Origin of the sequence: Spiroplasma sp. DGKH1 (assembly GCF_040940205.1) — a bacterium.
In the GTDB taxonomy this organism is placed as follows: Bacteria; Bacillota_I; Bacilli_A; order Mycoplasmatales; family Mycoplasmataceae; genus Spiroplasma.
On record NZ_JASTWG010000004.1, the window covers coordinates 132,119 to 157,558 of the forward strand.

The following is a 25,440-nucleotide window of genomic DNA, read 5'->3' on the forward strand; positions in this document are numbered from 1 at the left end:
ATTAGGTTAGGGAATAATGGGACAAGCAGGATTATTAGCAAAAATTAGAGCAAATGCCGAATTAATTCAAAATTTAAAAGATATTAATTTTGACCAAAAACACTGGCAACAGTTTCAAGATCTTTTTATTGAATATCTTGATAACTATCACCTTTGTGAATATAATCCTAATTTAGCACTTTGTCCCCAATCCTTTCAAGGTTATAAATATTATTTTATTTATGAAAATAATATGTTAGTTTTGACCCGGGTTGAATGTAACCACCGGATTGCTTATAATGAACTTCACCGGGTTAAAAATAACTATCTAGTTTATGATTTTAGTGAGGAATTATTTAAATTACGGTTAAACGATGTTGACCAGGATCTTAATTTTAAAAATTTAAAAAAAATTGTTGAGCAAATGATTAAATTTGTCAAAGGAACCCGTAAAAAAGGATTATATATTTATGGTAATCCCGGGGTTGGGAAAACTTATTTAGCAATTCGTTTAGCAAATACACTTGCTAATAATGGAAAAAAAATTGCTTTTATTTCTGTTATTAATTTGATTAATAAAGTCAAAGCATCCTTTAATTTATCTGTCAATGATTCTTCTTTAGTTGAAAAGTTATTAAACTCGGATGTTTTATTTTTAGATGACATTGGGGGGGAAAGCGTTTCGAGTTGAGTGCGTGATGATTTATTGTTCCGAATTTTAAATGATCGGATTAGTCGAAATAAACCAGTGTTTTTCACCTCAAACTTTAACTTAACAAAATTAATCTTATTATATGGTAATATTAAAAATGATTTACATGATAGTGCCACGAACCAAATTAAAGCCTTGCGGATTGTTGATCGCATTCGGGGTTTAGCTAGTGAAATTGAATTATTGGGAAATAGTAGAAGAGGAATGGAAGAATAAATGTTAACTTATGATTTTAATAAATATCAAGTAAAATGTTTTAATCAAAATAACCAGTTTTGTGAAATTAAATACTTAGATATTCTAAAATATTGGTATGAAAGAGGTCAGGGAATCAAGTTCCTTGCTCGTGATCACCAAGAATACTTAATTAAAAATTATTGATTTGATTATGATAAACCTGATCCCGATGATAAGTTTAAATTTGAATGTTTTGAGCGAGATTTACACCGGATTTTGTTTTTAAATGAATGAACAGCTGATAAGGATGCGTTTATTCAAAAACATTATATTTCCGAAGAAAAATTTCAAGAAATTAAACAGCAAAAGCAAGATGTGTTAGATGAGTTTTTAAAAGCAAATGGTGCGGGGGCAAAAGATAGTTTAGAATACCGTAGTTTATTATCATCATTTAGTTTATTACAACATAAATCATTGCCCGTGTTAACTAACGAACTAAATGAAATGGCCCAGGAATATTTGGCGGAAATGCCTTTATTTGATAAACTAACCCAAGCCCAATCATTAGTAAGTTTTGAAACAATTGCTTTAGATTTATATGGTGATCCTATTATGTATGAAGAGAGCATTCCGGTTGACCAAGACACTTTTATAAATATTGATAAAGATTAATCATTTCAATCTTGCTTCTAATTCATAAAATCTTATGAATAAGAAGCAAGATTTTTTATATTATTAATTTTTCATTATAGATTATTTTTCTTGTTTTTTATTTTTTTCAATGCTAATATTTTAAAGAATAGGTATCTATTCACTAGGAGAATAAAAAAATGACAAAATTTTTAGGAATTTTAAATGCCTTCGTCATTGGAATATCAACTCTTAGTGCTTCGCTAATTAAACAAGACGGCAGTGATTCAAAAGTTGAAACAGTAACAATTGCTGATGTTTCAAATAAATTTGAATCACACAATTATTGAAAGGAATCATATAGTTATATTCAACTACATATTAGTTGACATGATGCTAAATATTTTTTAAGAGCATTAAAAGACCAGGATATGGAAGAGATTAACTATTTTATTAATGAATGAAATGTATTATTAAATGATGCCAAAGATCCCGAAGTGTGAGGAGATAAACAACAGGTCGGAATTAATGCCATTACTAATTATTTTAAAGATTTTGTTAAATGAGATATTAATAATTCTAAGGAATGATTTCGTAATTCAGCTGCGACAAATGGCTTATTTATTCGTTTAGAAGGAAGAACTTATGCCGAATGAAAAAGCGGTGGATCTTGGTATCAGGAAAGTGAAGCATATTATGTTGATGGAATTGAAATTGATGGACCGTTTGATTCAAACAAAATTTATAATGTTTTAGTTACTGATTAATGTAGTCAGTTATAGATGCTAAATTATTAATTTAGCATCTATTTTGGTTAACTTTATTGAGAAGGGAGAACATAATGGACAAAGAGTATGCAATTGAATTTAATGATATTTCAAAAAAGTTCAAAAAATTTTGTGCTTTAAATAATTGTAATTTTAAAGTTGCTAAAAATACTATTCATGGTTTAATTGGACCCAATGGTAGTGGTAAAACAACTTGTATTAAGATTTTATTAGATATTTTAAAACCAACCACTGGTCAAGTGTACATTGATAGTTTTAAAAATACTGATTTTCAGCATTTACAACAAATTTGTTATATTCCTGAAAAAACTAATTTTTATCGTAATATTAAAGCCTTACCTTTTTTAATTCAATTTGGGATTTTATGTGGTTATAGTAAGCAAGAAAGTAAAATTCAAGCTCAAAAATTAATGGAACAAATGAATTTAACTGCTTTTGGTGCCAAAGATCCCAATAAGTTTTCCAGTGGGATGAAGAAAAAATATATGATTGCCATTGGTCTTATGAATAACCCCCAAATAATTATTTTAGATGAACCAACTGCTAATTTAGATCCCACCGCCCGGAAAGAAATTTATGAAATTATTAACCAATTAAAATTAAGAGGAAAAACAATTTTAATTTGTTCGCATATCTTGTCTGAATTGGAAAATATCATTGATGATATTACAATTTTAGCTTACTCAGAGGTTAAATATACTGGACATTTTATTAAAGAACAAAGTAATAATTGAATTATCACTTTTAATAAAAATGACGCACTAGAAATAATAAGTGATACTTTAACAATTCTACAAAATAATCATCTAGAAATTATTGACAAGATATCAGATTATAAGTACTTAGTTAAATTTAATCATAATTTCCAAACAGCAAAAACGGTTATTAGTTATTTATTAAAATTAAATATTAATTTTGAAGAAATTATAAAAGAACAAATAAGTTTAGAAAATTTATATGAACAATATGTTTTCTCTAATGAACATCAAACAGTGAACTAAAAAACACTTTAATTTATCATCTTTTTTATTAAAATTAATGTTTAAAAGTTTTCTAACTTATTTAATGTTTTTAATTTTATTAGTAGTTTCCATTATCTTTTTTGTTGTAAGTTCTTTAAAATTAGAAAGTACTAGTTCCCACGTTAAAAATAACCAATTAGTTGAAACGTGACTAGGGTTTTATTGAATTGTTTATGGAGCCATCTTATTATTAATTTTGGTAATTAAAACAATTGAGTATTTTAAAGTTGAATATGAAAATGATACTTATGCTTTGTTTACAAGTTTGGCTTTATCGCGAACTAATAATTATTGTCAAAAAATGTTTAGTTTATTGGTTTTTTATTTGACACTTATTTTGCTAACATGTATTATTCCCCTGCTAATTTTTGGAGGCGTAAGCCCTTCGGGGGTAGGTTCATATCTTTTCCATAAAATTGGATATTGTTTTTTAGCCTTAATAATTTTTTATTGTTGCATAACTAACTTAACAATTTTATTAACATATCTTCTTACTAGTAAGGCAATTTGATTTTTAACTAGTATTTTAATGTTAACCAGTGTCTTTTCCTTTGTGATTCCGTTTGCTGTTTTTCAAAACAAAGGAAGCAATATTACCGGGTTAACAGAGCTTTATGATTCCTATAATTCTAATTTAGAAAATAAAAAATATCTTAAGCAGAAAATTAACTACCAGGATTTTTTATATGAGGCATATTTATTATTTGAAGGACACTATACTTTTGCGCCCCTAATTGGTAATTTAGGTGATGATAGTTTAGATAGTCGAATCATGTGATTGCATGATCCTAATTATAAAATTAGTGAAATTACTTTTACCCCAACTAATGAATATCAGTTTTTAAATATTAGTAATAAATTATTAGGAACTTGTCAATTAACGTCTAAATTATTATATTGTAATGATGAATTTAATATTAAATGACAAAGTAGTGATCTTCAGAAATTATTAGATAATATGCTTTTTAAAATATCAGTAGATCAGATTTATCCCATTGCGGGTTTGGCTGCAAATAGTAACCTTTTGGATAAAAATAATTTTAATGGTTTTCGCAATCTTTTTAATTTAGCAATGGATAATAAAAATTTTAATTTTAAAATTACTACCCACCAAAAGGGTGGAGAAAATTTTACAAATGCTAGTTTACATAGCCTAGCAACTAAAAATTCAGATATTTATGATTTATTAAATAGTTACTATAAAATTTATCCTCAAGATAAGGTTCTAAGTTTAACAGAAATTATTAATATTTATCTCACAAGAAGTGGTTCTTTTGAATTCCAACATAATATTCTTAAAAATATTATGTGGTCAATTATTAACTATACTGATAGTTTTAAATCTGAACTGCAAAATGCAGTTGATCCTAATGGTATCAAAGTAGCGGCTAGTTTAGCTAATATTTTGCTAAATAGTTTTAGTAAATATGGAGAAACATTATATTTATCTGGTGAAATTGTTAATTTAATTAATTATATTAAAATTATTAGTGATGTTGTTGAATCACAATTTATTAAATTATCTCCTCAAACCGCAAGTGAAAAAGAGTTAACTTATTTAACACAATACAATAAAGCAATGATGATTATGAATAGTTTAAATGTTTGAGGACAGTGAGCAATGATGTTTAATCATCCTGGTTATATCTTAGCACCACTTACTTCAATTAATATTCAAGTTCAGCCTGGTTTAGTAAGTAGTTTTAGTGTCCCAACAATTAATTTATCAACCGGGACAGTTTTAAAATGAAATAGTAGTTATTGAATAATTGACTCTACAAAATGACAATATTATCTTAACTATGTTGGTTTATATTTATTTTATTTTTTAGTTAGTTGTTGTTTATTTGGCATTAATTTATGAATATATAATCGTAAAAATTTAAACTAAAAAAATGGTTAAGATTATTAATTATTTTGAAATATTTATTGTAAAATAGTAAGGGTGGTGTAAAATAAATTTAAGGATGTATTCAGAATTTAGCGTTATTTTATAGTGCAAGAATAGAGGATGAATAACAGACTAGATATTATTTATTACTAGGAAATAGAATAGAGGAGAGACAAATTATGACAAAAATCGCAATTAATGGATTTGGACGTATTGGACGTTTAGCTTTTAGAAAATTATTTGAAGAAAAAAATGTTGAAATTGTAGCTATTAATGACTTAACAAATGCTAAAACATTAGCAACATTATTAGAATTTGACTCAGCACATGGTAAATGAATGAGTGGAAAAATCTCAGCTGAAGAAGGAGCTATCATTGTTGATGGTAAAAAAATCATTGTATGTGTAGAAAAAGATCCTAAAGCATTACCATGAGGAAAATTAGGAATTGATGTTGTTATTGAATCAACAGGAAGATTTGCTGATAAAGCTGGTGCTTCATTACACTTAGAAGCCGGAGCAAAAAAAGTTATGATTTCAGCCCCAGCTAAAGGTGAAGGAATTAAAACAATTGTTTATAATGTAAACCACAAAGATTTAACTAAAGATGACACAATTATTTCAGGAGCAAGTTGTACAACTAACTGTTTAGCCCCTGTTGCGAAAGTTTTAGATGAAAAATTTGGAATTGAAAAAGGATACATGACAACAGTGCATGCGGTTACAAATGACCAAAGATTATTAGACTTAGCACATGATGATGTTCGTAGAGCTCGTGCTGCTTTTGCTAACATTGTGCCAACTAAAACAGGAGCTGCTGCTGCTGTGGCCTTAGTTTTACCACAATTAAAAGGTAAATTAGATGGAATGGCATTACGTGTGCCAACAATTACAGGATCAATTGTTGACTTAGCTGTTGAATTGAAAAAAAATGTAACAATTGATGAAATTAATAATGCAATGAAAGCTGCTGCTTCAGAAACATTAGGATACAACACACAACCAATTGTTTCAACCGATATTATTGGAGAATCACATGGTTCAATCTTTGATGCAACATTAACAAAAATTGTTGAAGTTGATGGAAAACAATTAGTAAAAGTATACTCATGATATGATAATGAAATGTCATACGTATCACAAATGGTAAGAACAGTAGTTTACTTTGGATCATTATAATTGTTAAATTAAAAAAATACTAAGGATAACCTTAGTATTTTTTATTTGCTTTTTATTATTCAAAAGGTTTATCTTTTTCAAATCTTTTTTATATCCAAAAAATGGTAAAAATTATCTATAATCAGAAAATATTACACAAAAAAATACTTTGTTAATAAATAAAATGTATTATAATTAAACTATGATAATTTATAGCAATTTTCGTAGAAAGTAGGTAGCAACCTTATGAAAACAATGAGCATTGATTTGCACTATAATAAAATTAAAAATCAGTTAGAAACAGTAGTCCAAACTGAAAAAATTATTGATAGTACTAATCCCATTTATATGTTATTAACAGATTTAAAAATAATTCGTAACAGTCCCGTGGTGTTATCAGAAGATGGTTTCCTAGAACGGTTAAATCTTTTGTTAGCTGATATGTATAAAATTTTAGTTTTAAGATGTGAAACCTTATGAGCAGAATATCGTGAAGAATATTATCATCATTTTCGAAAAAATTTAAATCTAAAACAAGAAAAAGAAAAGTTTTTAATTGCAGCTGAACGTCAGCTTGCTGAAAATTATGGCGATCGATTAGCAGATATTGATTTTATTTATATTCAATATTTAATTTATAAATTATTAACGAATGAAATTCAAGAAATTTCACGTCGTAAAATCCAAGCAATTAACTTTAGTTAGCTTCTAAAAAACCCTATTTACAAAGGGTTTTTGTTAATTTTATTAAAAAGATTAGAAAATGACAAAATTATAAATTAATTTAAATTAATATTGGTGTTAAGTTATTTTACTTGACATATTTTTATAATGGTATATGATATTTAAGGTGTTAAGTTATATTGTTTAACAACTAGAAAAATAGAAAGGAATATAAGAATGGTTAAATTACGTTTAAAACGAACAGGAAGAAAAAAAGCAGCATTTTATCGAATTGTCGCAACTGATGCCAGAGTCAAACGTGATGGTGAATACATTGAATTAATTGGAACTTATAATCCAATTAATGGTGAAGTAAACATTGATAATGAAATTGCTTATAAATGATTACAAACAGGAGCACAACCAACTGATACTGTTCGTGACATCTTAAGTAAAGAAGGATTAATGACAAGACTACACAATGACAAACAAACTGCTAAAAAAGCTAATGCTAAACCCCAAAAAAGTCCTAAAAAATAGGAAAGGTTAAAGTGCAATGTATATTGATGAGTTAACAAAACTAATTGAGCCGTTAATCAATAAGGAAGATAGTATTTTATTTTATGAAATTCGTCAGCTTCCTTCATTAGAACAAGATATTGTTAATTTACTAGTAATGTGTCACCACGAAATCTTTGGCCATGTGGTTGGTAAAAATGGGCAAGTTGCTAATAGCTTACGAAAATTAATTAATTTACGTTCGGCAGTTGATCATAAAAAAGTTAATTTAACATTTGAATTATTATAATTATGAATGAGTTAATTAAAGTTTTTAAAATTAATAAACCGCACTCTATTAAAGGTGAAGTTAAGGCAACAATGTTAATTCTCTTAGAGGACTTGGAAATGTTAGTTAATAAGGTATTCTTTTTTGAACAGCAAGGTGTTTATCAACCCTTAACAATTAAGAATCTCAAAAAAACTAATAGTCAGTATATTATTAAATTTAAAGAATTTAATAGTATTAACGAAGTTATGCAACTCCGCGGAACAGTCCTTTACTTACCAGAAAAAGAATTACCAACTGGGTTATTAACAGTTATTGAAGATCTTGTTGATTATAAGGTGGTGCATAATGACCACGAAATCGGAATTCTCAAAAATACTTTTACCACCAAAGCGCATACAATTTTTGAAGTTTTTTTACATCATAATAACCAAATTATGTTAATTCCCTATGTTGATGAATATGTAAAAAAAATTGATCAAAAAAACAAAATAATCATATTAGATAAGGTGATTTAAATGCAAAAAAATTTTATTATTCTAACTTTATTTCCTAATATGTTTAATGATTTTATGGGGACTTCAATTATTAAAAGAGCTCTTGAGAAGAAGATTATTACCATTAAAATTGTTGATATTAGAGCTTATAGTGACTTAAAACATCACCAAGTTGATGATTATCAATATGGTGGTGGGGAAGGGATGGTCCTGATGGCCCCTCCCGTGGTTAAGGCAATTCAAGCAAATAAAACAGCGGGGATGACTGTAATTTTATTAACTCCGCAGGGTCAAACCTTAAAACAATCACTATCCCAATCTTTAGCAAGTAATAACAATGACTTAATGTTAATTTGTGGGCATTATGAAGGATTTGATGAGCGAATCCGTGACTATGTTGATTTCGAACTATCAATCGGAGATTATATCTTAACTGGTGGTGAATTAGCTAGTATGGTTATTATTGATAGTGTAACAAGACTTTGTACTGATGTTATTAATGAAAATTCTCATCAAAATGACTCGTTTTCTAACCAATTGTTAGATTACCCGGTCTATACAAAACCCCTTATTTTTGAGGGAAAAGAAGTTCCGGATGTTTTATTAAGTGGCCATCATCAAAACATTGCCGATTGGAGAAGGTACCAAGCTTTAAAAAGAACTTATCTTCGTCGTCCCGATTTGTTAGAAAATTTAACTTTAACAAAACAAGAGGAAGATTGGTTAGCAGAAATTAAAAATAAGGACAAATAACATGGTTCCGCTAGGCTATTTAGTTAGTTGCTATGAACCATTGTCCAATCCAACAACATATATTAATTATTTAATAGAAAGGATAACAACAACATGAACATGCGTTTAGTAGATGAAGTTGTCGAAAATCAGCTTCGTAATGATCACCCTGAGTTTTCATCAGGAGATACAATTAAAGTCCATGCTAAAATTCAAGAAGGAAATAAATCACGGATCCAAATTTTTGAAGGTGTCGTAATTAAACTACAAGGTAGTGGAATTAGCCAGTCAGTGACAATTCGGAAAGTTAGCAATGGGGCTGGAGTAGAAAGAAACTTCCCGTTACATTCACCTTTAATTGATAAAATTGAAGTTGTTAAATACGGAAAAGTGCGCCGAGCAAGAATTTATTATATGAGAGATCGTCATGGTAAAGCAGCTCGTATTAAAGAAGTTATTAAAAAGTAAATCAGTTAGATAGTCTTTTAATATCTTATCAATAGGAGGTGTGTAGACTATGCAAGATGAGAGAGAAGAAATTATTGTTTCGGTTCCTCCTGAATTTGTTAAAGCAAACCAAAATGTGTATGATTTAGCAAAAGATGCTGATTTAATTATTGAGGTAACTGATGCTCGAATTCCGGCATCAGGAACTAATTTATTAAATTATGAGGATCCCGAATTAAAAGACAAGCAACGAATGATTATTCTTACTCATTGTTTACAAGCAGATGAAAGCAAAACTGTTGAATGAACATCTTATTTTGAAAGTAAAGGAATCATCTGTCTTTTAATGGCATTAACTCTTGAAGAAGCAAATGATCAGCAAAATCTTAGCTTCTGAGAAAAATGCGATGCTTATCTAAAGAACTTTGAAGGTAAAAAAATTATTGTAATTGGGATGCCCAAATCAGGGAAAACTGCTTTTGTGGACCGCTTATTCTTTGGGGCTACAGAGGGTACTAAAAAAGGGGGAACCGGATTATTTGGTCGCCAGCGAGTATCAAAATATAATAATAACATTGAAATTATTGATACTCCGGCAATTACTGGGGTTAATTTTACCAATTTAAAAGTATATTGACATACCCAAATGCTAGGAATTTTTGATATTAAAGATAATGTGGAGATTGTTGCAATTAAAGCATTTAAACTTTTATTAAAAAAATATAAAGATAAACTTGAAGAAAAATATAGTCTTAAACTAACTGTTAATATGACCGTTGATGATATTATTAGTCAATTTTTAAAAATTATGACGGTCAAAGGACTGTTAAATCCGGATGCCGAAGTACCTGATTTAACTTTAGCGTGTGAAACATTTTTAGATGATATTAAAAATGATAAGATTACTAATATTACCTTAGAATGAGTTGAGGACTATAATTTATAAAATTAACACAATCTTTATTAATACAATAAAGATTGTTTTTCTTATATAATAAAGAAAGAAACTGGAGGAATGAAGATGACAACCAATATTAATTGATTTCCTGGTCATATGGCCAAAGCAATTCGGCAAATTGATGAAAAAATTAAATTAATTGATTTAATTATTGAAGTTGTTGATTGTCGAATTCCGTTTTCCTCAGCAAACCCCGTTGTTGCAAAACTAAGCCACAATAAACCGCGGTTAATAATTTTAAATAAAAAAGATCTCGCTGATCCAAAAATTACAGAAAGGTGGCTTAATTATTATCAAAATCACCAAATTCCAGTCATTGTCGTTGATAGTAAACACCATAAAATTTCTAAAATTATTGTTCCAAAAATTTTAGAAATCTTAAAGGATAAATTAGCGCGGGATTATACAAAAGGCATTAAAAATCCCCAACTAAAAGTTATGATATTAGGAATTCCAAATGTTGGGAAATCAACTGTTATTAATTCATTAATTAATAAAACCTCTGCCAAAGTTGGAAATAAACCAGGAGTTACCAAAGGCCAACAATGATTAAAACTTAATGATCAAATTGCGTTGTTGGATACTCCCGGAATTTTATGACCAAAAATTGACGATCCCCAAGTTGCTTTGCGCCTTGTTTTTACCCGATCAATTAAAGAAGATATTTTGCCAAAAGAAGAAATATGTTTAGCAGCAATTAAATGAATTTATGAACATTATTTTAATGTACTAGTGAGCAACTACCAAATCCCGAGTGATTATAAAATTAGTGCTGATACTGCTAATGCTTGGTTTGATTTATTATTATTGATGCAAAAAAATCGTTTCCAAATTGTTAATCCCGATAATGTCGATAATATTATCCAAGATTTTTTAAATAAATTATGGAATAATGAATTTGGTCTGCTTTCGTTTGAAACTCCTGATGAGGAAACAAAATAAGTTATGAACCAGTTTGAACAAGATTTATTAAAAAAATATCCGCAAGTTAAAATCTTTTCTGGCAGTGATGAAGCAGGGCGGGGATGTTTAGCGGGACCATTGGTTGTTGCAACTGTTGTTTTACCACCCGATTATTTTAATCCAGCAATTAAAGATAGTAAAAAATTAACAGTTGCCCAACGCGAACAATTATTTGCTGAAATTACTAAAGTAGCCCTTGATTATGCAATATACACAGTTTCGGTTGAACAAGTTGAAGAAATGAATCCGAAGCGGGCAAGTATTTTTGGAATGGAACAAACAATTCAAATGTTAAAAGTAAAACCGGACTTAAATTTAACTGATGCGGAAAAATTATCAACCCAGTTTAATTATCAAAATATTATTGATGGTGATAATTTATCCCAATCAATTGGGGCGGCTTCAATTTTAGCAAAAGTAACGAGGGATTTAATGATGATTAATTATCATCAACATTATCCGGTCTATAACTTCAAAAATAATAAAGGTTATGGCACAAAAGAACATTTAATGGCATTAGAAAAATATGGCTTGTGTCCATTACACCGAAAAACTTATGCCCCTGTCAAAAAACTTCTTAAAAAATAAATTATGATGATGTTATTAAGCATCATTTTTTAGTTTATAATAATATTCACGATTATATATGCGTATAATTAAAAGGAGGTGATTGAATGGAATTAGCATTAAGCAATTTGGAACCCAGTTTGGAAACTCTTTCTCAATATGGGTTTAGTAATAATCAGGATGGTTTCATTTTAACTAAATCATTAGGGGATAACTTAAATGCCATAATAAAAATTGATAAGGATTTTGCAAAAATTAAGGTAGATGTTTTAGATTCACAAACAACAGAATTGTTTCAACCCTTTTATACAAAAATCACTACTAATTATTCAAACCATGTTAAAACGAAAGTTAATGATTTAGTCAAGGAAATATTAGATACATGTTTTACTAAAATTGATCACCAAGAAAAATTACTTAAATATTGCCAGGAAACATTTCCAACAGTCATTGAAAAACCATGGAAAAAATGACCGGAATACCAAACGGTCAAAGCAACTTACAATAATAAATGATATGCGTTATTTATGAATGTTCCATATTATAAATTACAACCAAATAGCACCAACACTAGTGGAGTTGAAATCTTAAATTTAAAATTAGATCCCCAAGTCATCACAACCCTTCTTGATAATAAAATTTATTTCAAAGGATACCATATGAATCACAAAACTTGAATAAGTATTTTATTAAATAAACAAACGGATTTAAACAAAGTTAAAGAATTAATTAATGAAAGTTATTATAATGTAACTAAGCAAAAATAAATTAATGCTTCCTAAGCATTAATTTTTATTATTTTTAATCACCAATGATATATTAAAAATATTAGAAAGAAGGAAATTTAATGAATAAAGTTTTATTATATTTTGCATTAAAATATCATGGCGACTGGGATCAGATTTATCAAGCTTTAGAACGTAAAGAAAAGATTTCTTTCGAAGCCTTAGATACTTTTGAAGTCAAGATTAAGTGTCAATACATTACTATTTTAGATCCCCAATATCCTCCAACTTTAAAATCAATTTACAAACCACCATTCGTTCTCTTTTACTATGGTGATTTTAGGTTGTTACAAAATTATGATCAAAATTTATTGTTATTTATTAGTCCCAAACCAAGTCAGTATGGTTTTCAACAGACACTAAAATTCATTAAAGAGTTAGTTGACCATCAAAAACGAATTTTAATGTTTTATGAGGAATCAATAACCACAAAAATTTTATCAGCATTGCCACCAAGTGCTGGTAGCCAGATTATCTTCTTTTTATATAAAAATTCTATTAGTGATTTCTATCTAAATAATCCTAACTCCACAATTAGGCAGTGTTTAGTAATTTCCGAGAGTTATGATCAAAAATCAATTAATCTCAAAAATCACATTCGAAGAATTGTTATTGCTCTTGCCTTTCGAATTTTATTTATTCAAACTAATAAATATGATGATAGTGAAAAATTATTTAATTACATCATTGATTATCAAAAGAAACTTTTTTGTTTACCTGATCAAATTAACAAGGATAATAAAAATAATCGATATCTTAAACTAGGAGCATTGGTGGTTGAAAATGTTGCAGACATTATGCAGTCTTGAGCAAACGACTAACCTTGGCGCAAAAGTTTTTAAATTTTTTATTAAAAAATAAAATATCTAAACAAAAGAAAAGTATTAAAATTTAATAATTTAATTTTAAGTATTTAAATTGTCCAAAACTAGCAATTGCTATTTTATATTTTTGCAAGAAAATATAATTATCAAACTAAAAATGATTATAAATAATATCTGCCATAAGATTAACTATTATTAAGTAGTATTTAGAAAATACTTGAAAGGAAGCAAAATAAATGAATATTGATGAATTACCAAAATTTTTTGAACCGCTAGTTCTTGATGCCATTGAATATAAAAATAAGTTGGAAGAAATATTAGTTTTTCAAAGCAAAGTTAGAAATGAAGTTAAGATTCTTGAAAACTGATCTCTTAAATTAATGGGTAAAATCCCTGCTAAAATTACCGAGGTAGACATTTGTGAGTATGCAAATAAAATTAGTAACTTAAATGACTTACAAAAAAATTAGATTATTATATTGAAGTTGAATGGGATCTTTATGAATCATTAACAAATAAAATTAAAAATATTAGTAAAGATAATTTTAATTGTAGTGATGTTTTTATAGAACCCCAATATAATGAATTTTTAAAAAATACTAATTTTTATAAAGTTTTTTGTGTTGAGTGCCAAGAATTAGTTAATAAATTAAAAATGACTCAAATTTCAAATGAAGTTGATGATTTGACTGTTACTTTTTCTTCACTACAAAATCTGATGGAGGATAGAAAACAAGCAATGACCCGGATTATTGGTTTAGATAAAGAATTTCAGGAACTATATTTTAAGTTGTATGTGGTTATGAAACAAACTGGAAGTAATGTTCAAACCTTATTACACTACAGAAAGGATGTTCATAAGTGTAATGAAATTATACAAGAAATTAGGGAACTGCAACGACAGCAAAGACTTCACCATAAAATATTTGAAGTTTTACATTCTAATAAGTTAACAGAGAATCCTTTACATCCCCCAATAATTTTTGAAAATAAAGAACAAACTAATTTATTGCAAGAATCTATTGAACCTAGAAAAGAAGAGAATTTTAAGATTATTACAGAACTTTTGGGAGAATCTAGCTCGGTTAGCAGTGACCCTTTGAATTTAGATTCCTTTATTTTTAATTTTCGTGATTGCAAAGAAGATGATGAAAAAATTGATATTGACGATATTCTAAACATGGAAAAACCATCAGAGGCAAATTGTTCCCCAGCAATTGCGGATTTAGAAAACAGAAGTAAAAAATTATTAGAGCAAAAAGAAGAACATTGTCAAAAAGAAGAAACACTTACAAAATTAAAAAATCTTAAATTAGCCCAGTTAGATGGTGCAAGGTAAAAAAATAATTTTTCAATTTTTATTATAGAAAGAATCCTATTTTATTAGGATTTTATTTGTTTTTAAATTTATTATTGCAAAACAAGGAATAATAAGATATATTCTATATGTAGATAAATATAAAAAATATTAAGACTTATATATGCTAGTAATATGGACTAGCGTTTCTACGTCTTTCCGTAAAAGAGACACTATGAGTTGATGATTATTTTATTGTAATTAATTAAATTTCATCAACATAAACTTTTGCAAGTTTATGTTTTTATATTTTAGATTTAATAGGAGAATAAGGATGAATACTGATAAATTAGAATTATACATTTCAGAAGCAGAAATTCAAGAAAAAATTACGGAATACGCCCAAAAATTAAATACCATCTACCAAGGAAAAACATTACATTGTATTGGGATTATGAATGGGGCCTTATTTTTTATGAGTGATTTATTAAGAAACTTAAATACTTTCATTGTGATGGATACTATTAGCGTTTCGAGTTATTTGGATGGGAAGTCAACCGATGAGATCGTTTTTAACAAACATATTACCAAGACAATTACTGGACAAGATGTTTTATTAATTGAAGATATTATTGACACAGGAAAAACATTAGATGTGGTAGTTGAGGAATTGAAAAAATTAAAACCAGCTAGTTTGCGGATTGTTTGTTTAGCTGATAAACCGGATTGTCACCCAAAACCTCGTTTTGAATATGATTATTTGTTTGCGCTTAAAAACGAGTTTGTGGTGGGTTATGGTTTTGATTATAATGACAAGTATCGCCAGTTAAAAGGCATTTACATATACAAAGGAGAATAACATTGTGGATAATAAAATTATTATTTTAGATTTTGGTTCGCAATATACCCAATTAATTGCCCGCCGAATTCGTGAATTGGAAGTATACTGTGAAGTTTGACCATTTAACACGGATTATGAAAAAATTAAACAAGCTAATTGTAAGGGGATTATTTTATCAGGGGGACCAGCTTCTGTTTATGCCAGTGACGCTCCAAAGATTGACCGTGCCTTATTTGATTTAGATGTTCCGGTATTAGGAATTTGTTATGGAATGCAATTAATTTGTGATTTATTTGGGGGCACAGTAAGCAAAGCTGATCGTCAAGAATTTGGTTTTGCGGAATTAATTATTGATGATTTCCAAGATTTATTTGCAAATATTCCTAATAATTCTCAAGTTTGAATGAGTCATGCTGATCATATTGAAAAAATGCCAACAGATTTTATTCAATTAGCTCATAGTATAAATTCAATTAGTGCAATTAAACATCAGAATTTACCAATTTATGGATTACAATTTCATCCTGAAGTAACCCATACTTTAATTGGAGTGCAATTATTGACCAACTTTATTTTTAATATTTGTCATTGTCAAAAAGAATGAAAAATAAGTAATTTTATTGACCAAGCAATTCTTAATATTAAAAGCCAAGTTGGAACTGACCATGTTGTCTTGGCAATGTCGGGTGGTGTCGATTCTAGTGTTTGTGCAGTTTTATTAAATCAAGCAATTGGCCAACAATTGACTTGTATTTTTGTGGATACGGGATTATTACGTCAGGACAGTGGTTGAGAAGAATTACAACAATTTCAAAAAAAATTTAAGTTAAACATTATTCGAGTTAATGCCCAAGAACGTTTTTTGGCGGCGCTGGCAAATGTTACAAGTCCCGAAGCAAAACGAAAAATCATTGGGGGGTTATTCATTGAAATTTTTAATGAAGAAGCAAAAAAAATCCCGAATGTTAAATGACTAGGACAAGGGACAATTTACCCAGATGTTATAGAATCGGTTTCAGTTAAAGGACCTTCGGCAACAATTAAATCACACCATAATGTTGGGGGATTACCATCTAATTTACCATTTAAATTAATTGAACCATTACGTGAACTTTTTAAAGATGAAGTCCGTAAAACAGGGGAATTATTAGGAATTCCCCATGATTTTGTTTATAAACATCCATTTCCAGGACCAGGGCTGGCCGTCCGGATTGTTGGGGAAATTACCCAGGAAAAAGTTATGCTGTTACAAACAGCAGATAAAATTTTTATTGATGAATTATACGCTAGTGGTTGGTATTATAAAGTATCACAGGCCTTTGCCGTCTTATTACCTGTCCAATCTGTTGGCGTGATGGGCGATGTACGTACCTATGGATATACTTTAGCGTTACGTAGTGTTAACACGACTGATTTCATGACCGCTGAATGGAGTCAATTACCATATGAATTATTAGCGAAAGTATCTTTAAAAATTGTTAGTGAAGTAACTGGTATTAACCGGGTAGTTTATGACATCACTTCGAAACCTCCAGCTACAATTGAATGAGAATAACAGTTAAAAACTAAAAAGTTTACATTTTATCTTGCAAATATTAGGAATTTATAGAATAATTATTAAGAATTATTATTAAATTAATAAAAACTAATTATTGATTTATTGTCAAGGACGTGTTTAGCAGTGTTATTTTTAAAAAAATTAGAAGCATTTGGTTTTAAATCGTTTGCTGAACCATTAAGCATTAATTTTGAGCATGAAATGATTGGAATTGTTGGCCCCAATGGAAGTGGAAAGTCAAATATTAACGATGCCATCCGTTGATGTTTAGGGGAACAATCAATGAAATCACTACGGGGTAATAGTGTTGAAGATGTTATTTTTAACGGATCAGGTTCAAAACCACCATTAAATATGGCCGAAGTAAAAGTTACCTTTGACAATTCCCACCGTTTTTTTGACCTTGATTATGATGAAATTGAAGTAACCCGTCGAACTTTTCGCGGTAGTGGTGAAAATGAGTATTTTATTAATAAACAGCGAGTTCGGTTAAAAGATGTTCAGGATTTTGCGATGGATAGTGGGATTACGAAATCATCCTTAGCTATTATTTCCCAAGGAAATGTTAACTCCTTTGCCGAAGCAAAACCATTAGATCGTCGAGCATTATTTGAAGAAGCAGCCGGAGTTGCTAAATATAAAAAACGAAAATTAGAATCCCTAAAAAAATTAGAGCGTTCAAATGAAAATTTAGCACGAATTAAAGATATTATTAATGAAATTGAACGAAAATTGCCAAGCTTAAAACGGCAAAGTGAAAAAGCTTTAAAATATAAAACTAAAAAAGATAAGTTAAATGAGATTGAACTTGCTATCTTAGTTAAAGATGTTACCTTTTTTAACCAAAAGTTAAGTGAATTAAAAGAACAACAAAAAGTAATTACTTTTGAAAAACAAGAAGCCGAGCGAGAAATTACTTTAAAAGAAAATGAGTATAATAGTTTAAGTAAAGAAAATTATAGTTTGGATAATAAAATTACTTCCTTATCAAAACAGTTTCAAGTGTTAGTTAATGAAATTAGTGATTTAAAAGTTCAAAAGATTGAATTGGATAATAAAGAAAATGCTTTAAAAATGTCAAATAGTGATATTACTGTTAGCAATATGCTCCATGATTTTAATGAACTAAAAATCGCTTTGGATAATGAACAAGAAAAGTTAGCACTTTTAAATACTCAACAAACGGAAAATAAAACAATTCGAAATAATTATTTAAAAGAACAGACTAAATATAGCGAGGAACTAGGAGCTCTTAATAAAACTATCTTTCGGTTAGAAAATGATCTTGACCGTTTACAACGAAGTTTTGAAAATAATGATAACTTACACGAGGGTGTTCGCAATATTATTAATAATAAGAATGTTTTACCCGGAATTATTGGACTGGTCCAAGAGTTAATTACGGTTGACACTCAGTATGAACAAGCGATTGGAATTGCCTTGAGTGGTCGCTTGCAAGATATTGTGGTAAAAAATGTTGATAGTGCCAAAAAAGCAATTGGCTATTTAAAACAAAATAAGGCTGGGCACGCAACTTTTATTCCGTTGGATATTATTACTCCCCGTTATCTTCGTGATGATGAAGAGTTTATTATTCAATCAGTTAAAGGTTATTTAGGAATTGCCCACAAATTAGTAAAAACTAGCAAAGAATACCAACCAGCAATTGACTATTTATTAAGTCGCTATCTTGTGTGTCAAAATTTTGATAGTGCCCAAGAAGTAGCAAAATTAATTTCTTATAAATATAATGTTTTAACTTTAGAAGGAGAGTTAATCCGTCCCCAGGGAGCTATTTCGGGGGGAAATCGGAAAACTAAACAAATTCTTATTAATCCCGAAAAAGAAGTTGAAGCTTTAAAACACCAAATTAATGAAAAATTAAAAAAATATGATGAACTGAACCAAACCTTGAACCAACTAAACAATAAGCTAGATGAAATTAATGAAATTATTAATGAAAATCAAAGTTCAATTGGGGCAAGCAAACGTCAAATTGAAATTCTTGACCAGGATAAAAGTAAATTAAAAAATGAATATCAGTTATTAACTTCAAAAAATATTGATGAAAGTGAAGTTGTCGAGAGTAAAAATATTGTTGGAATTCTTGACCAAATCAACCATAAAGAAATTCTTAAAACTGAAGTTGAACAACAACTGAATGTGGCTCGGAGTTTAAAAGAAAAACAATTAACCCATTTGAATGAGTTAAACAATGTGATTTCGGAAAAAAGACATTACACCGCAGTTTTATTAGAAAAAGTTGGGAAATTAAATACCGATATTACAATGTTAAATTCAAAAATCCAACAGGATTTAAGTCGGTTAACTGAGGAATATCATATGACCTATGACCATGCTAAAACATTAGCATTAAAATCAATTGAAAATGAAGATGAAATTCGAGAAGAAATTAAAGAATTACGAAGTGAATTGGCAACAATTGGCAATGTTAATCTAGATGCCATCCAAGAGTATCAAGAAGAGTATGAACGCTATAGTTTTATGAAAAACGAATATGATGATATTAATAATGCTGTTCGAAATCTGTTAACTTCAATTGATGAAATGGATAGTTTAATGGAAGAACAATTTGATAAAACAATCAAAGAAGTTAACCAGGCATTACCGTCAACTTTTGAAGTATTATTTGGGGGCGGGACCGCAAAAATTATTTATACTGAACCAGATAATATTTTAGAAACGGGAATTGATATCAAAATATCTCCCCCCGGAAAAAATATTAATAATTTAAACTTATTATCTGGTGGTGAAAAATCCTTAGTTGCCTTGTCAGTTTTATTTGCGATTCTAAAAGTCCGTCCGATTCCCTTAGTTATTTTAGATGAAGCAGAAGCGCCATTAGACCCCGCAAATGTTGAAAGATTTGCAAAATATATTCGAACTTTTGTTAATACCACGCAGTTTATTATTGTAACCCACCGGGTAGGAACGATGGAGCATTGTGATGTCTTATATGGAGCAACTATGCAACAAAAAGGGGTTACGAAAATTGTCGGAATTAAATTAAAGCAAGCAGAAGAGATGATTGCTCAAATAAAAAATAAAAAAACATAAAACTATATGTTTTTTTATTTTTTTTGATACAATTAAGGCAAACATTTATATTGTATTGAGACCATCGGATATAAGGAGACTAATAGACGGGATGTCAAAAAAAGGCGCGCACAATAAAAGTACCAAAAAGTGTGAAATATGAAAAAAACTATGGGAAGAAATTACTAACCATCGAATGATGACAATTATTGTTTTTGTCTTAATTCTAGTTGTTGCGATTGTAATTTGAACTGTATCAACAGCAAGTAACGTTATTGTGGCCGGGGGAAGTACCTCAGTGGCTCCCATTATGAATGATATTACCGAACAATATAAGAAAAATCGTGGTGAGGATATTGTTTATAATGCTTTAGGAAGTGCGGCTGCTTTGGTTGGGGTCCAAAATGGAAGTTACGCCTTTGGATTTTTATCAAAGGATGTTAATTCAACACCAAAAACGGGTGATAACGGAGCGAACGCCCAGAATTTATGAAATAATAAGCATGTTTTACGTTTTGTATTTGCGCGTGATTACATTTTGCTAACCTATCATTTACCAAATGGGTGTAGTTTAAAAACAGACCCCCTAACAAATAAACCAATCCCGCTTAATTTTTCGGCATTTTTTGGTGGGGATGGAACTAAGTTAATTCAAAAGATTTATGACCATAATATTACCTGAGGAGCAGCTTTTAAAGATCAGTTAGTTTGTTCACCAGCCGGTGGCAATAGTGGCTTTTATACATTAACTAGAGAAGCTGGCAGTGGAACACGAGATTTCTTTGAAAGTAGTGTTATTAAAACAAAAAGTTATAGTACTGACCAAGTTGCTTCTTCTAACGGAGCAATGTACCAAACCTTAGCAACAACGCCGGGTTCAATTGGTTATTTATCATTTTCTTTTATTGAACGTGTGGCAAGTGACCCCGAATTAGGAATCCAAGCAGTTGCTAGTGTTACGGGAGCGAGTGATCCCAAATCAGAACTACCATATGTCTATGAAGATAGTACCAAAACATATGATTTTAATCCAGATTACTCATTGGTCCGCCCCTTTACCGGAATCGTTAATACTGAGGGGAAACATTTTAACAAAGCGCTAGAATTTATTGCTTGAATGCTAGATCCCAAACCATATGATGATTATCAAAAACGCGGCATTCCGCTAACACCAAATGATGCTGCCTATTGGTATATCCATGAAGGAGACCAACCATTAACCCATGATGATATTTACTTTTTAAAGTATAATAATAATACTAACTTTGCAATTAATGGGAATGGAACCCTTCCCGGTTGAGGAATGAACAAAAAATATTTAAGTATTTGGGATTATATTATTCGTCAAAATCCCCATTATGATCATAATTACCCAGTTTATACGGGAACAGATGAGGTAAGTAACTAATGAAAAATAACGAAGTAACAAATAAAAGGAATTTTAAAACTTGATTAAGTGACTTAAAATATAAGTTTTTAAATAACTTTAAAGGTCGCAAGCAATTAACTGATTTTGGTTCAAAATTGTTAATTTACTTTTTTGGAATTTTAACAGTTATTATTTTATTAGTTTTAGTGGGGTTCATTATTTATAAATCAGTTTATTTCTTCCAAAATTATGCTGGTGGTTTTTGAGGATTTTTAAGTGGTGGCTCATGAATTGCAAATAATAATGACTTTGGAATTTGAAAAATTATTATCTCAACTTTCTTTGTCTTATTATTTTCTTTAGCAATTGCCATTCCGTTAACCATTTTTTCTTCCCTATTTATTTGTGAATATCTATCCCCAAAATGGAAACGTCGTGTGATTGGAATTGTCCAGTTATTAGCTGGGATCCCATCAGTTGTGTTTGGACTGTTTGCTTTATCAATCTTAGGTCCACTATTTATGTTATTAGGAGCTCCCGCCGAAGCTAATTTATTAGTTACTTCAATTACGTTAGCTTTTATGGGGTTACCAATCATGATTTCATTGAGTATCAATGCTATTGATAATGTTCCGGAAGCTTATCGCTTTGGTTCTTTAGCTTTAGGGTTAAGTAAAACAAATACTACTTACCGAATTGTTTTTCGCTCGGCATATTTCAAAATTATTACAGCCGTAATGATGGGAATGGCCCGCATTATTGGGGAAACAATGGCCGTGATGATGATTTGTGGAAATGCCCCTGATGGGTTAAAATTAAATAGTGGCTTCTTAAACTTTATTTTTTCTTCAATTGCTACCTTAGCTTCTACAATTGGATTAGAAATGTTAGAAAACTCTGGACCAATGCATGAATCTGCTTTATATGCGATTGGGTTAATTTTATTTATGATTGTTTGTTTAATTAACATTATTGTTGTATCTTCGCAAGCATCACGCAAACGTAAAATGACTCGTCACACAAAACGACCAGGCAAACCACTAGTCTTAAGTAAAGCGTACAGCCCAGAAAAAATTAATGGTATCTTTTATGAAAAAATTGAAAAAAAACGTCGGTGGTCAAAAGTTGGCGATGGAATTGGAATATTCTTTATGATCTCATCAACTGTTATTGTCGTTGCCTTTACTTTAACAATTATTATTAGTATTATTGTAAAGGGACTCTTTGGAATGGTCTGACATGATTTAATTTCGACATCAACTTATAATGAAGGGGCTGGAATTTTAGCAACATTTCTGGTAACATTGTTGTTAGTTATTTGTTCAATGATTTTTGCAATTCCCTTGAGTATGTTTGTGGCAATCTATCTAAATGAATATGCCCAACCCACAAGTTTTTTAACAAAAGCAGTCCGGTTTGCAATTGATGTTTTAGCATCAACGCCAAGTATTATTTACGGAACCTTTGGGTTAGCATTCTTTATTGGGGTTTGTCATTTACCCTTGTCAATTTTAGCAGCCGGCTTAACCTTAACAATTGTAATTCTGCCAATTATGATTAGGAGTATTGAAGATTCACTATCCGGAGTTGATAATGCTCTTCGCCAAGCGTCCTTAGCATTAGGAGCTTCTAAAACAGCGACAACTGTTAAAGTTGTTATTCCAAATGCGCTGCCAGGAATTATGACCGCGATTATTTTAGCAATGGGAAGAATTATTGGTGAATCGGCTCCAGTTTATTTAACATTAGGAACCGCAGTGCGCTTACCAATTGCCGGATTTATGTCACCAGGAGCTAGTATGACAACCGAAATTTTAATGTTATGAAAAGAAGGTGCAACTGCTGATGCAATGCGGGTAATGTACGAGCTAGCCTTTGTTATTATGGTATTAATCTTAATTATTAATGGCTGTGCTAGTTTAATTTCTAAAAAATTTGCGCCAGGTTATCATCGAATTCCCTTGAAAGAAAAATGGAAACTACGAATTAAATTGATTAAAAACTTTAATTATAAAGAATATTGCTTGAAAAAGATTGATAATTTAAATTATTATTGAAAAAAAATTACCGCTATATTTAGCAGAAGAAAAAATAAAAAAGACCAAGATCGGGGGGAATAAATTATGGATCCAAATATTATTATTAATAAGCCAACCTTTGATTCATCAGATAGTAATCCGGATTTAATCCAAGTTGTGAATGTTGATTTCTTTTATAAAACAAATAAGCAAGCATTATACAACATTTCAATGAACATTAAAGAGCATGCGGTAACGGCTTTAATTGGTCCATCGGGATGTGGGAAATCAACTTTATTACGTTTGTTTAACCGGATGAATGATTTAATTCCAAAAACTGTTTTTAAAGGTCAAATTTTAGTAAATGGAAAAAACATTTACGGGCCTGAAACAGATATTGTTAAATTAAGAACCGATATTGGAATGGTGTTTCAAAAACCAGCACCTTTTCCAATGTCAATTTATGATAATGTTGCTTATGGACCCCGTAGTCAGGGCATTAAAGATAAAAAAATCCTCAATAGTTTAGTTGTTGATAGTTTAAAAAAGGCTGCGTTGTGAGATGAAGTTAAAGATAATTTAAAAGATTCGGCGCTAGCCTTATCCGGGGGGCAACAACAACGGTTAAGTATTGCGCGAGCAATTGCGATGAAACCAAAAATTTTATTAATGGATGAACCAACCAGTGCGCTTGATCCAATTTCCACTTCAAAAATTGAGGAATTAATCCAAGAATTAAAAAAAGATTTCACAATTATTTTAGTTACGCACCAGATGCAACAAGCAGCGCGGGTTGCTGATTATACGGCATTTTTCTTAAAAGGAGAATTAATAGAGTATAATAAATCAAAAATTATCTTTTCACATCCAAAAGATAAGCGAACTGAAAATTATATTACTGGTAGATTTGAATAGAAGGAGGTAGTCTTTATGGGAGTAAGAATTGAAAATGATTTAGCCCAAACAAAACAAATGGTGATTGACATGATTTCAATGACTCGCAATCAGTATGATGATATGTTTCAATGCCTAAAAAATGATGATCCAGAAATGGCAAAACAAGTAATTGAAAATGACCAGTCAATTAACAAAATGCAAGAAGCTTTTGTGGAAGTTTCACTTTGGAAAATTGCTAAACAACAAATGGTAGCAGGTGATTTACGCCGTGCTGTTGGTTTTATTTCTATTGTCCATGATGTTGAACGAATTGCTGACTATGCCAAAAATATTTGTCGCTATTATTTAAAATACAAACCATCCAATAAATTAGTTGGTTATTTGCAAAAATTGCTTGAAAAAGTAATTGAAATGTTAACTGAAATATCAAAAATTTTTGAAGAAGAAAAAATTTCATTAGCTTATAATATGCCAAAATATGATGTTGATTTGGACAAAATTTATCGTTCTGAAAATGATGAATTAATTGAAAAAATTAGAGAAGCAAAAACTAAAGATGAAATTAAATTAATTACTTCAACAATGCAACAATTAAAATATATTGAAAGAGCTGGGGACCATGTTATTAATATTGCGGAATCGTTAATTTATATTATTGAAGGACGGACTTATGATTTTGACAAACCAGTTTAAAATAATTATTTCTAAGTGCTTTTAAATAAGCATTTTTATTTTGGTAATTTCTTAATATTTTATTGCTTATTATTTACTCAATTTCGAGAATGGTATAAAATAGGAGTGTTGTTATCGAAAAATTAAGGAGT

The 25,440-nt window shown here is 29.6% G+C and carries 26 protein-coding genes and 1 riboswitch; all 26 genes read left to right on the forward strand.

What is annotated here, in order from left to right; all coding sequences use genetic code 4:
* Nucleotides 1-16: 16 nt before the first annotated feature.
* The 26 genes from QPK10_RS04215 to phoU all read left to right on the forward strand — a co-directional run bounded on the left by QPK10_RS04215 (nucleotide 17) and on the right by phoU (nucleotide 25,309).
* Complete coding sequence (locus tag QPK10_RS04215; RefSeq protein WP_368486773.1) at nucleotides 17-907, forward strand: ATP-binding protein; 891 nt, start codon at nucleotides 17-19, stop codon at nucleotides 905-907.
* A complete protein-coding gene (locus tag QPK10_RS04220) occupies nucleotides 908-1,540 on the forward strand; it encodes a hypothetical protein (protein WP_368486774.1) in 633 nt (210 codons plus the stop codon).
* 158 nt (nucleotides 1,541-1,698) lie between these two features.
* Nucleotides 1,699-2,265 carry a hypothetical protein gene (locus tag QPK10_RS04225; protein WP_368486775.1) on the forward strand — a complete coding sequence of 189 codons (567 nt, stop codon included), beginning with the start codon at nucleotides 1,699-1,701 and terminating at the stop codon, nucleotides 2,263-2,265.
* 74 nt (nucleotides 2,266-2,339) lie between these two features.
* The gene (locus tag QPK10_RS04230) at nucleotides 2,340-3,287 is read left to right on the forward strand and encodes an ABC transporter ATP-binding protein (protein WP_368486776.1); all 948 of its coding nucleotides are present in this window, start codon (nucleotides 2,340-2,342) and stop codon (nucleotides 3,285-3,287) included.
* On the forward strand, nucleotides 3,265-5,199 hold the full coding sequence (locus QPK10_RS04235) for an ABC transporter permease (RefSeq protein ID WP_368486777.1): 1,935 nt from the start codon (nucleotides 3,265-3,267) through the stop codon (nucleotides 5,197-5,199). The genes QPK10_RS04230 and QPK10_RS04235 overlap by 23 nt, the downstream gene beginning before the upstream one ends.
* 176 nt (nucleotides 5,200-5,375) lie before the next feature.
* The gene (gene gap / locus QPK10_RS04240) at nucleotides 5,376-6,377 is read left to right on the forward strand and encodes a type I glyceraldehyde-3-phosphate dehydrogenase (protein WP_368486827.1); all 1,002 of its coding nucleotides are present in this window, start codon (nucleotides 5,376-5,378) and stop codon (nucleotides 6,375-6,377) included.
* Between the two features lie 225 nt (nucleotides 6,378-6,602).
* Nucleotides 6,603-7,061: a hypothetical protein gene (locus QPK10_RS04245; RefSeq protein WP_368486778.1), complete on the forward strand. Its 459-nt coding sequence runs from the start codon at nucleotides 6,603-6,605 to the stop codon at nucleotides 7,059-7,061.
* Nucleotides 7,062-7,256: 195 nt separating this feature from the next.
* Nucleotides 7,257-7,559 (forward strand): 30S ribosomal protein S16, encoded by a 303-nt coding sequence (rpsP, locus tag QPK10_RS04250; RefSeq protein ID WP_368486779.1) that lies wholly within the window; start codon nucleotides 7,257-7,259, stop codon nucleotides 7,557-7,559.
* 16 nt (nucleotides 7,560-7,575) lie between these two features.
* Complete coding sequence (locus QPK10_RS04255) at nucleotides 7,576-7,827, forward strand: hypothetical protein (protein WP_368486780.1); 252 nt, start codon at nucleotides 7,576-7,578, stop codon at nucleotides 7,825-7,827.
* 2 nt (nucleotides 7,828-7,829) lie between these two features.
* Nucleotides 7,830-8,324, forward strand: coding sequence for a ribosome maturation factor RimM (gene rimM / locus QPK10_RS04260; protein WP_368486781.1), 495 nt, complete (start codon nucleotides 7,830-7,832; stop codon nucleotides 8,322-8,324).
* Complete coding sequence (gene trmD / locus QPK10_RS04265; protein ID WP_368486782.1) at nucleotides 8,325-9,056, forward strand: tRNA (guanosine(37)-N1)-methyltransferase TrmD; 732 nt, start codon at nucleotides 8,325-8,327, stop codon at nucleotides 9,054-9,056. It abuts the gene before it with no gap.
* A 93-nt stretch (nucleotides 9,057-9,149) separates the two neighbouring features.
* Complete coding sequence (gene rplS, locus QPK10_RS04270; RefSeq protein WP_368486783.1) at nucleotides 9,150-9,503, forward strand: 50S ribosomal protein L19; 354 nt, start codon at nucleotides 9,150-9,152, stop codon at nucleotides 9,501-9,503.
* A 49-nt stretch (nucleotides 9,504-9,552) separates the two neighbouring features.
* A complete protein-coding gene (locus QPK10_RS04275; protein ID WP_368486784.1) occupies nucleotides 9,553-10,428 on the forward strand; it encodes a ribosome biogenesis GTPase RsgA in 876 nt (291 codons plus the stop codon).
* Nucleotides 10,429-10,503: 75 nt separating this feature from the next.
* Nucleotides 10,504-11,382: a ribosome biogenesis GTPase YlqF gene (gene ylqF / locus QPK10_RS04280; protein WP_368486785.1), complete on the forward strand. Its 879-nt coding sequence runs from the start codon at nucleotides 10,504-10,506 to the stop codon at nucleotides 11,380-11,382.
* Between the two features lie 3 nt (nucleotides 11,383-11,385).
* Nucleotides 11,386-11,991: a ribonuclease HII gene (locus tag QPK10_RS04285; protein ID WP_368486786.1), complete on the forward strand. Its 606-nt coding sequence runs from the start codon at nucleotides 11,386-11,388 to the stop codon at nucleotides 11,989-11,991.
* 86 nt (nucleotides 11,992-12,077) lie between these two features.
* Nucleotides 12,078-12,737 (forward strand): MmcQ/YjbR family DNA-binding protein, encoded by a 660-nt coding sequence (locus QPK10_RS04290; RefSeq protein ID WP_368486787.1) that lies wholly within the window; start codon nucleotides 12,078-12,080, stop codon nucleotides 12,735-12,737.
* A gap of 80 nt (nucleotides 12,738-12,817) precedes the next feature.
* A complete protein-coding gene (locus QPK10_RS04295; RefSeq protein WP_368486788.1) occupies nucleotides 12,818-13,576 on the forward strand; it encodes a DNA-processing protein DprA in 759 nt (252 codons plus the stop codon).
* A 239-nt stretch (nucleotides 13,577-13,815) separates the two neighbouring features.
* On the forward strand, nucleotides 13,816-14,049 hold the full coding sequence (locus QPK10_RS04300; RefSeq protein WP_368486789.1) for a hypothetical protein: 234 nt from the start codon (nucleotides 13,816-13,818) through the stop codon (nucleotides 14,047-14,049).
* A gap of 185 nt (nucleotides 14,050-14,234) precedes the next feature.
* On the forward strand, nucleotides 14,235-14,918 hold the full coding sequence (locus QPK10_RS04305) for a hypothetical protein (protein ID WP_368486790.1): 684 nt from the start codon (nucleotides 14,235-14,237) through the stop codon (nucleotides 14,916-14,918).
* A gap of 116 nt (nucleotides 14,919-15,034) precedes the next feature.
* A riboswitch (purine riboswitch) is annotated at nucleotides 15,035-15,132 on the forward strand.
* A gap of 78 nt (nucleotides 15,133-15,210) precedes the next feature.
* Nucleotides 15,211-15,735 carry a phosphoribosyltransferase gene (locus QPK10_RS04310; protein ID WP_368486791.1) on the forward strand — a complete coding sequence of 175 codons (525 nt, stop codon included), beginning with the start codon at nucleotides 15,211-15,213 and terminating at the stop codon, nucleotides 15,733-15,735.
* Nucleotide 15,736: 1 nt separating this feature from the next.
* Nucleotides 15,737-17,272, forward strand: coding sequence for a glutamine-hydrolyzing GMP synthase (gene guaA / locus QPK10_RS04315; RefSeq protein ID WP_368486828.1), 1,536 nt, complete (start codon nucleotides 15,737-15,739; stop codon nucleotides 17,270-17,272).
* A gap of 126 nt (nucleotides 17,273-17,398) precedes the next feature.
* Nucleotides 17,399-20,353, forward strand: a complete 2,955-nt coding sequence (locus QPK10_RS04320; protein WP_368486792.1) for a chromosome segregation protein SMC — start codon at nucleotides 17,399-17,401, stop codon at nucleotides 20,351-20,353.
* 91 nt (nucleotides 20,354-20,444) lie between these two features.
* Nucleotides 20,445-21,740, forward strand: coding sequence for a phosphate ABC transporter substrate-binding protein (gene ptsS, locus QPK10_RS04325; RefSeq protein WP_368486793.1), 1,296 nt, complete (start codon nucleotides 20,445-20,447; stop codon nucleotides 21,738-21,740).
* A complete protein-coding gene (gene pstA / locus QPK10_RS04330) occupies nucleotides 21,740-23,821 on the forward strand; it encodes a phosphate ABC transporter permease PstA (RefSeq protein WP_368486794.1) in 2,082 nt (693 codons plus the stop codon). The genes ptsS and pstA overlap by 1 nt, the downstream gene beginning before the upstream one ends.
* A 3-nt stretch (nucleotides 23,822-23,824) precedes the next feature.
* A complete protein-coding gene (gene pstB, locus QPK10_RS04335; protein ID WP_047791776.1) occupies nucleotides 23,825-24,634 on the forward strand; it encodes a phosphate ABC transporter ATP-binding protein PstB in 810 nt (269 codons plus the stop codon).
* Nucleotides 24,635-24,649: 15 nt separating this feature from the next.
* Entirely contained in the window at nucleotides 24,650-25,309 is a 660-nt protein-coding gene (phoU, locus tag QPK10_RS04340) for a phosphate signaling complex protein PhoU (RefSeq protein ID WP_047791775.1), read from the forward strand.
* Nucleotides 25,310-25,440 lie beyond the last annotated feature (131 nt).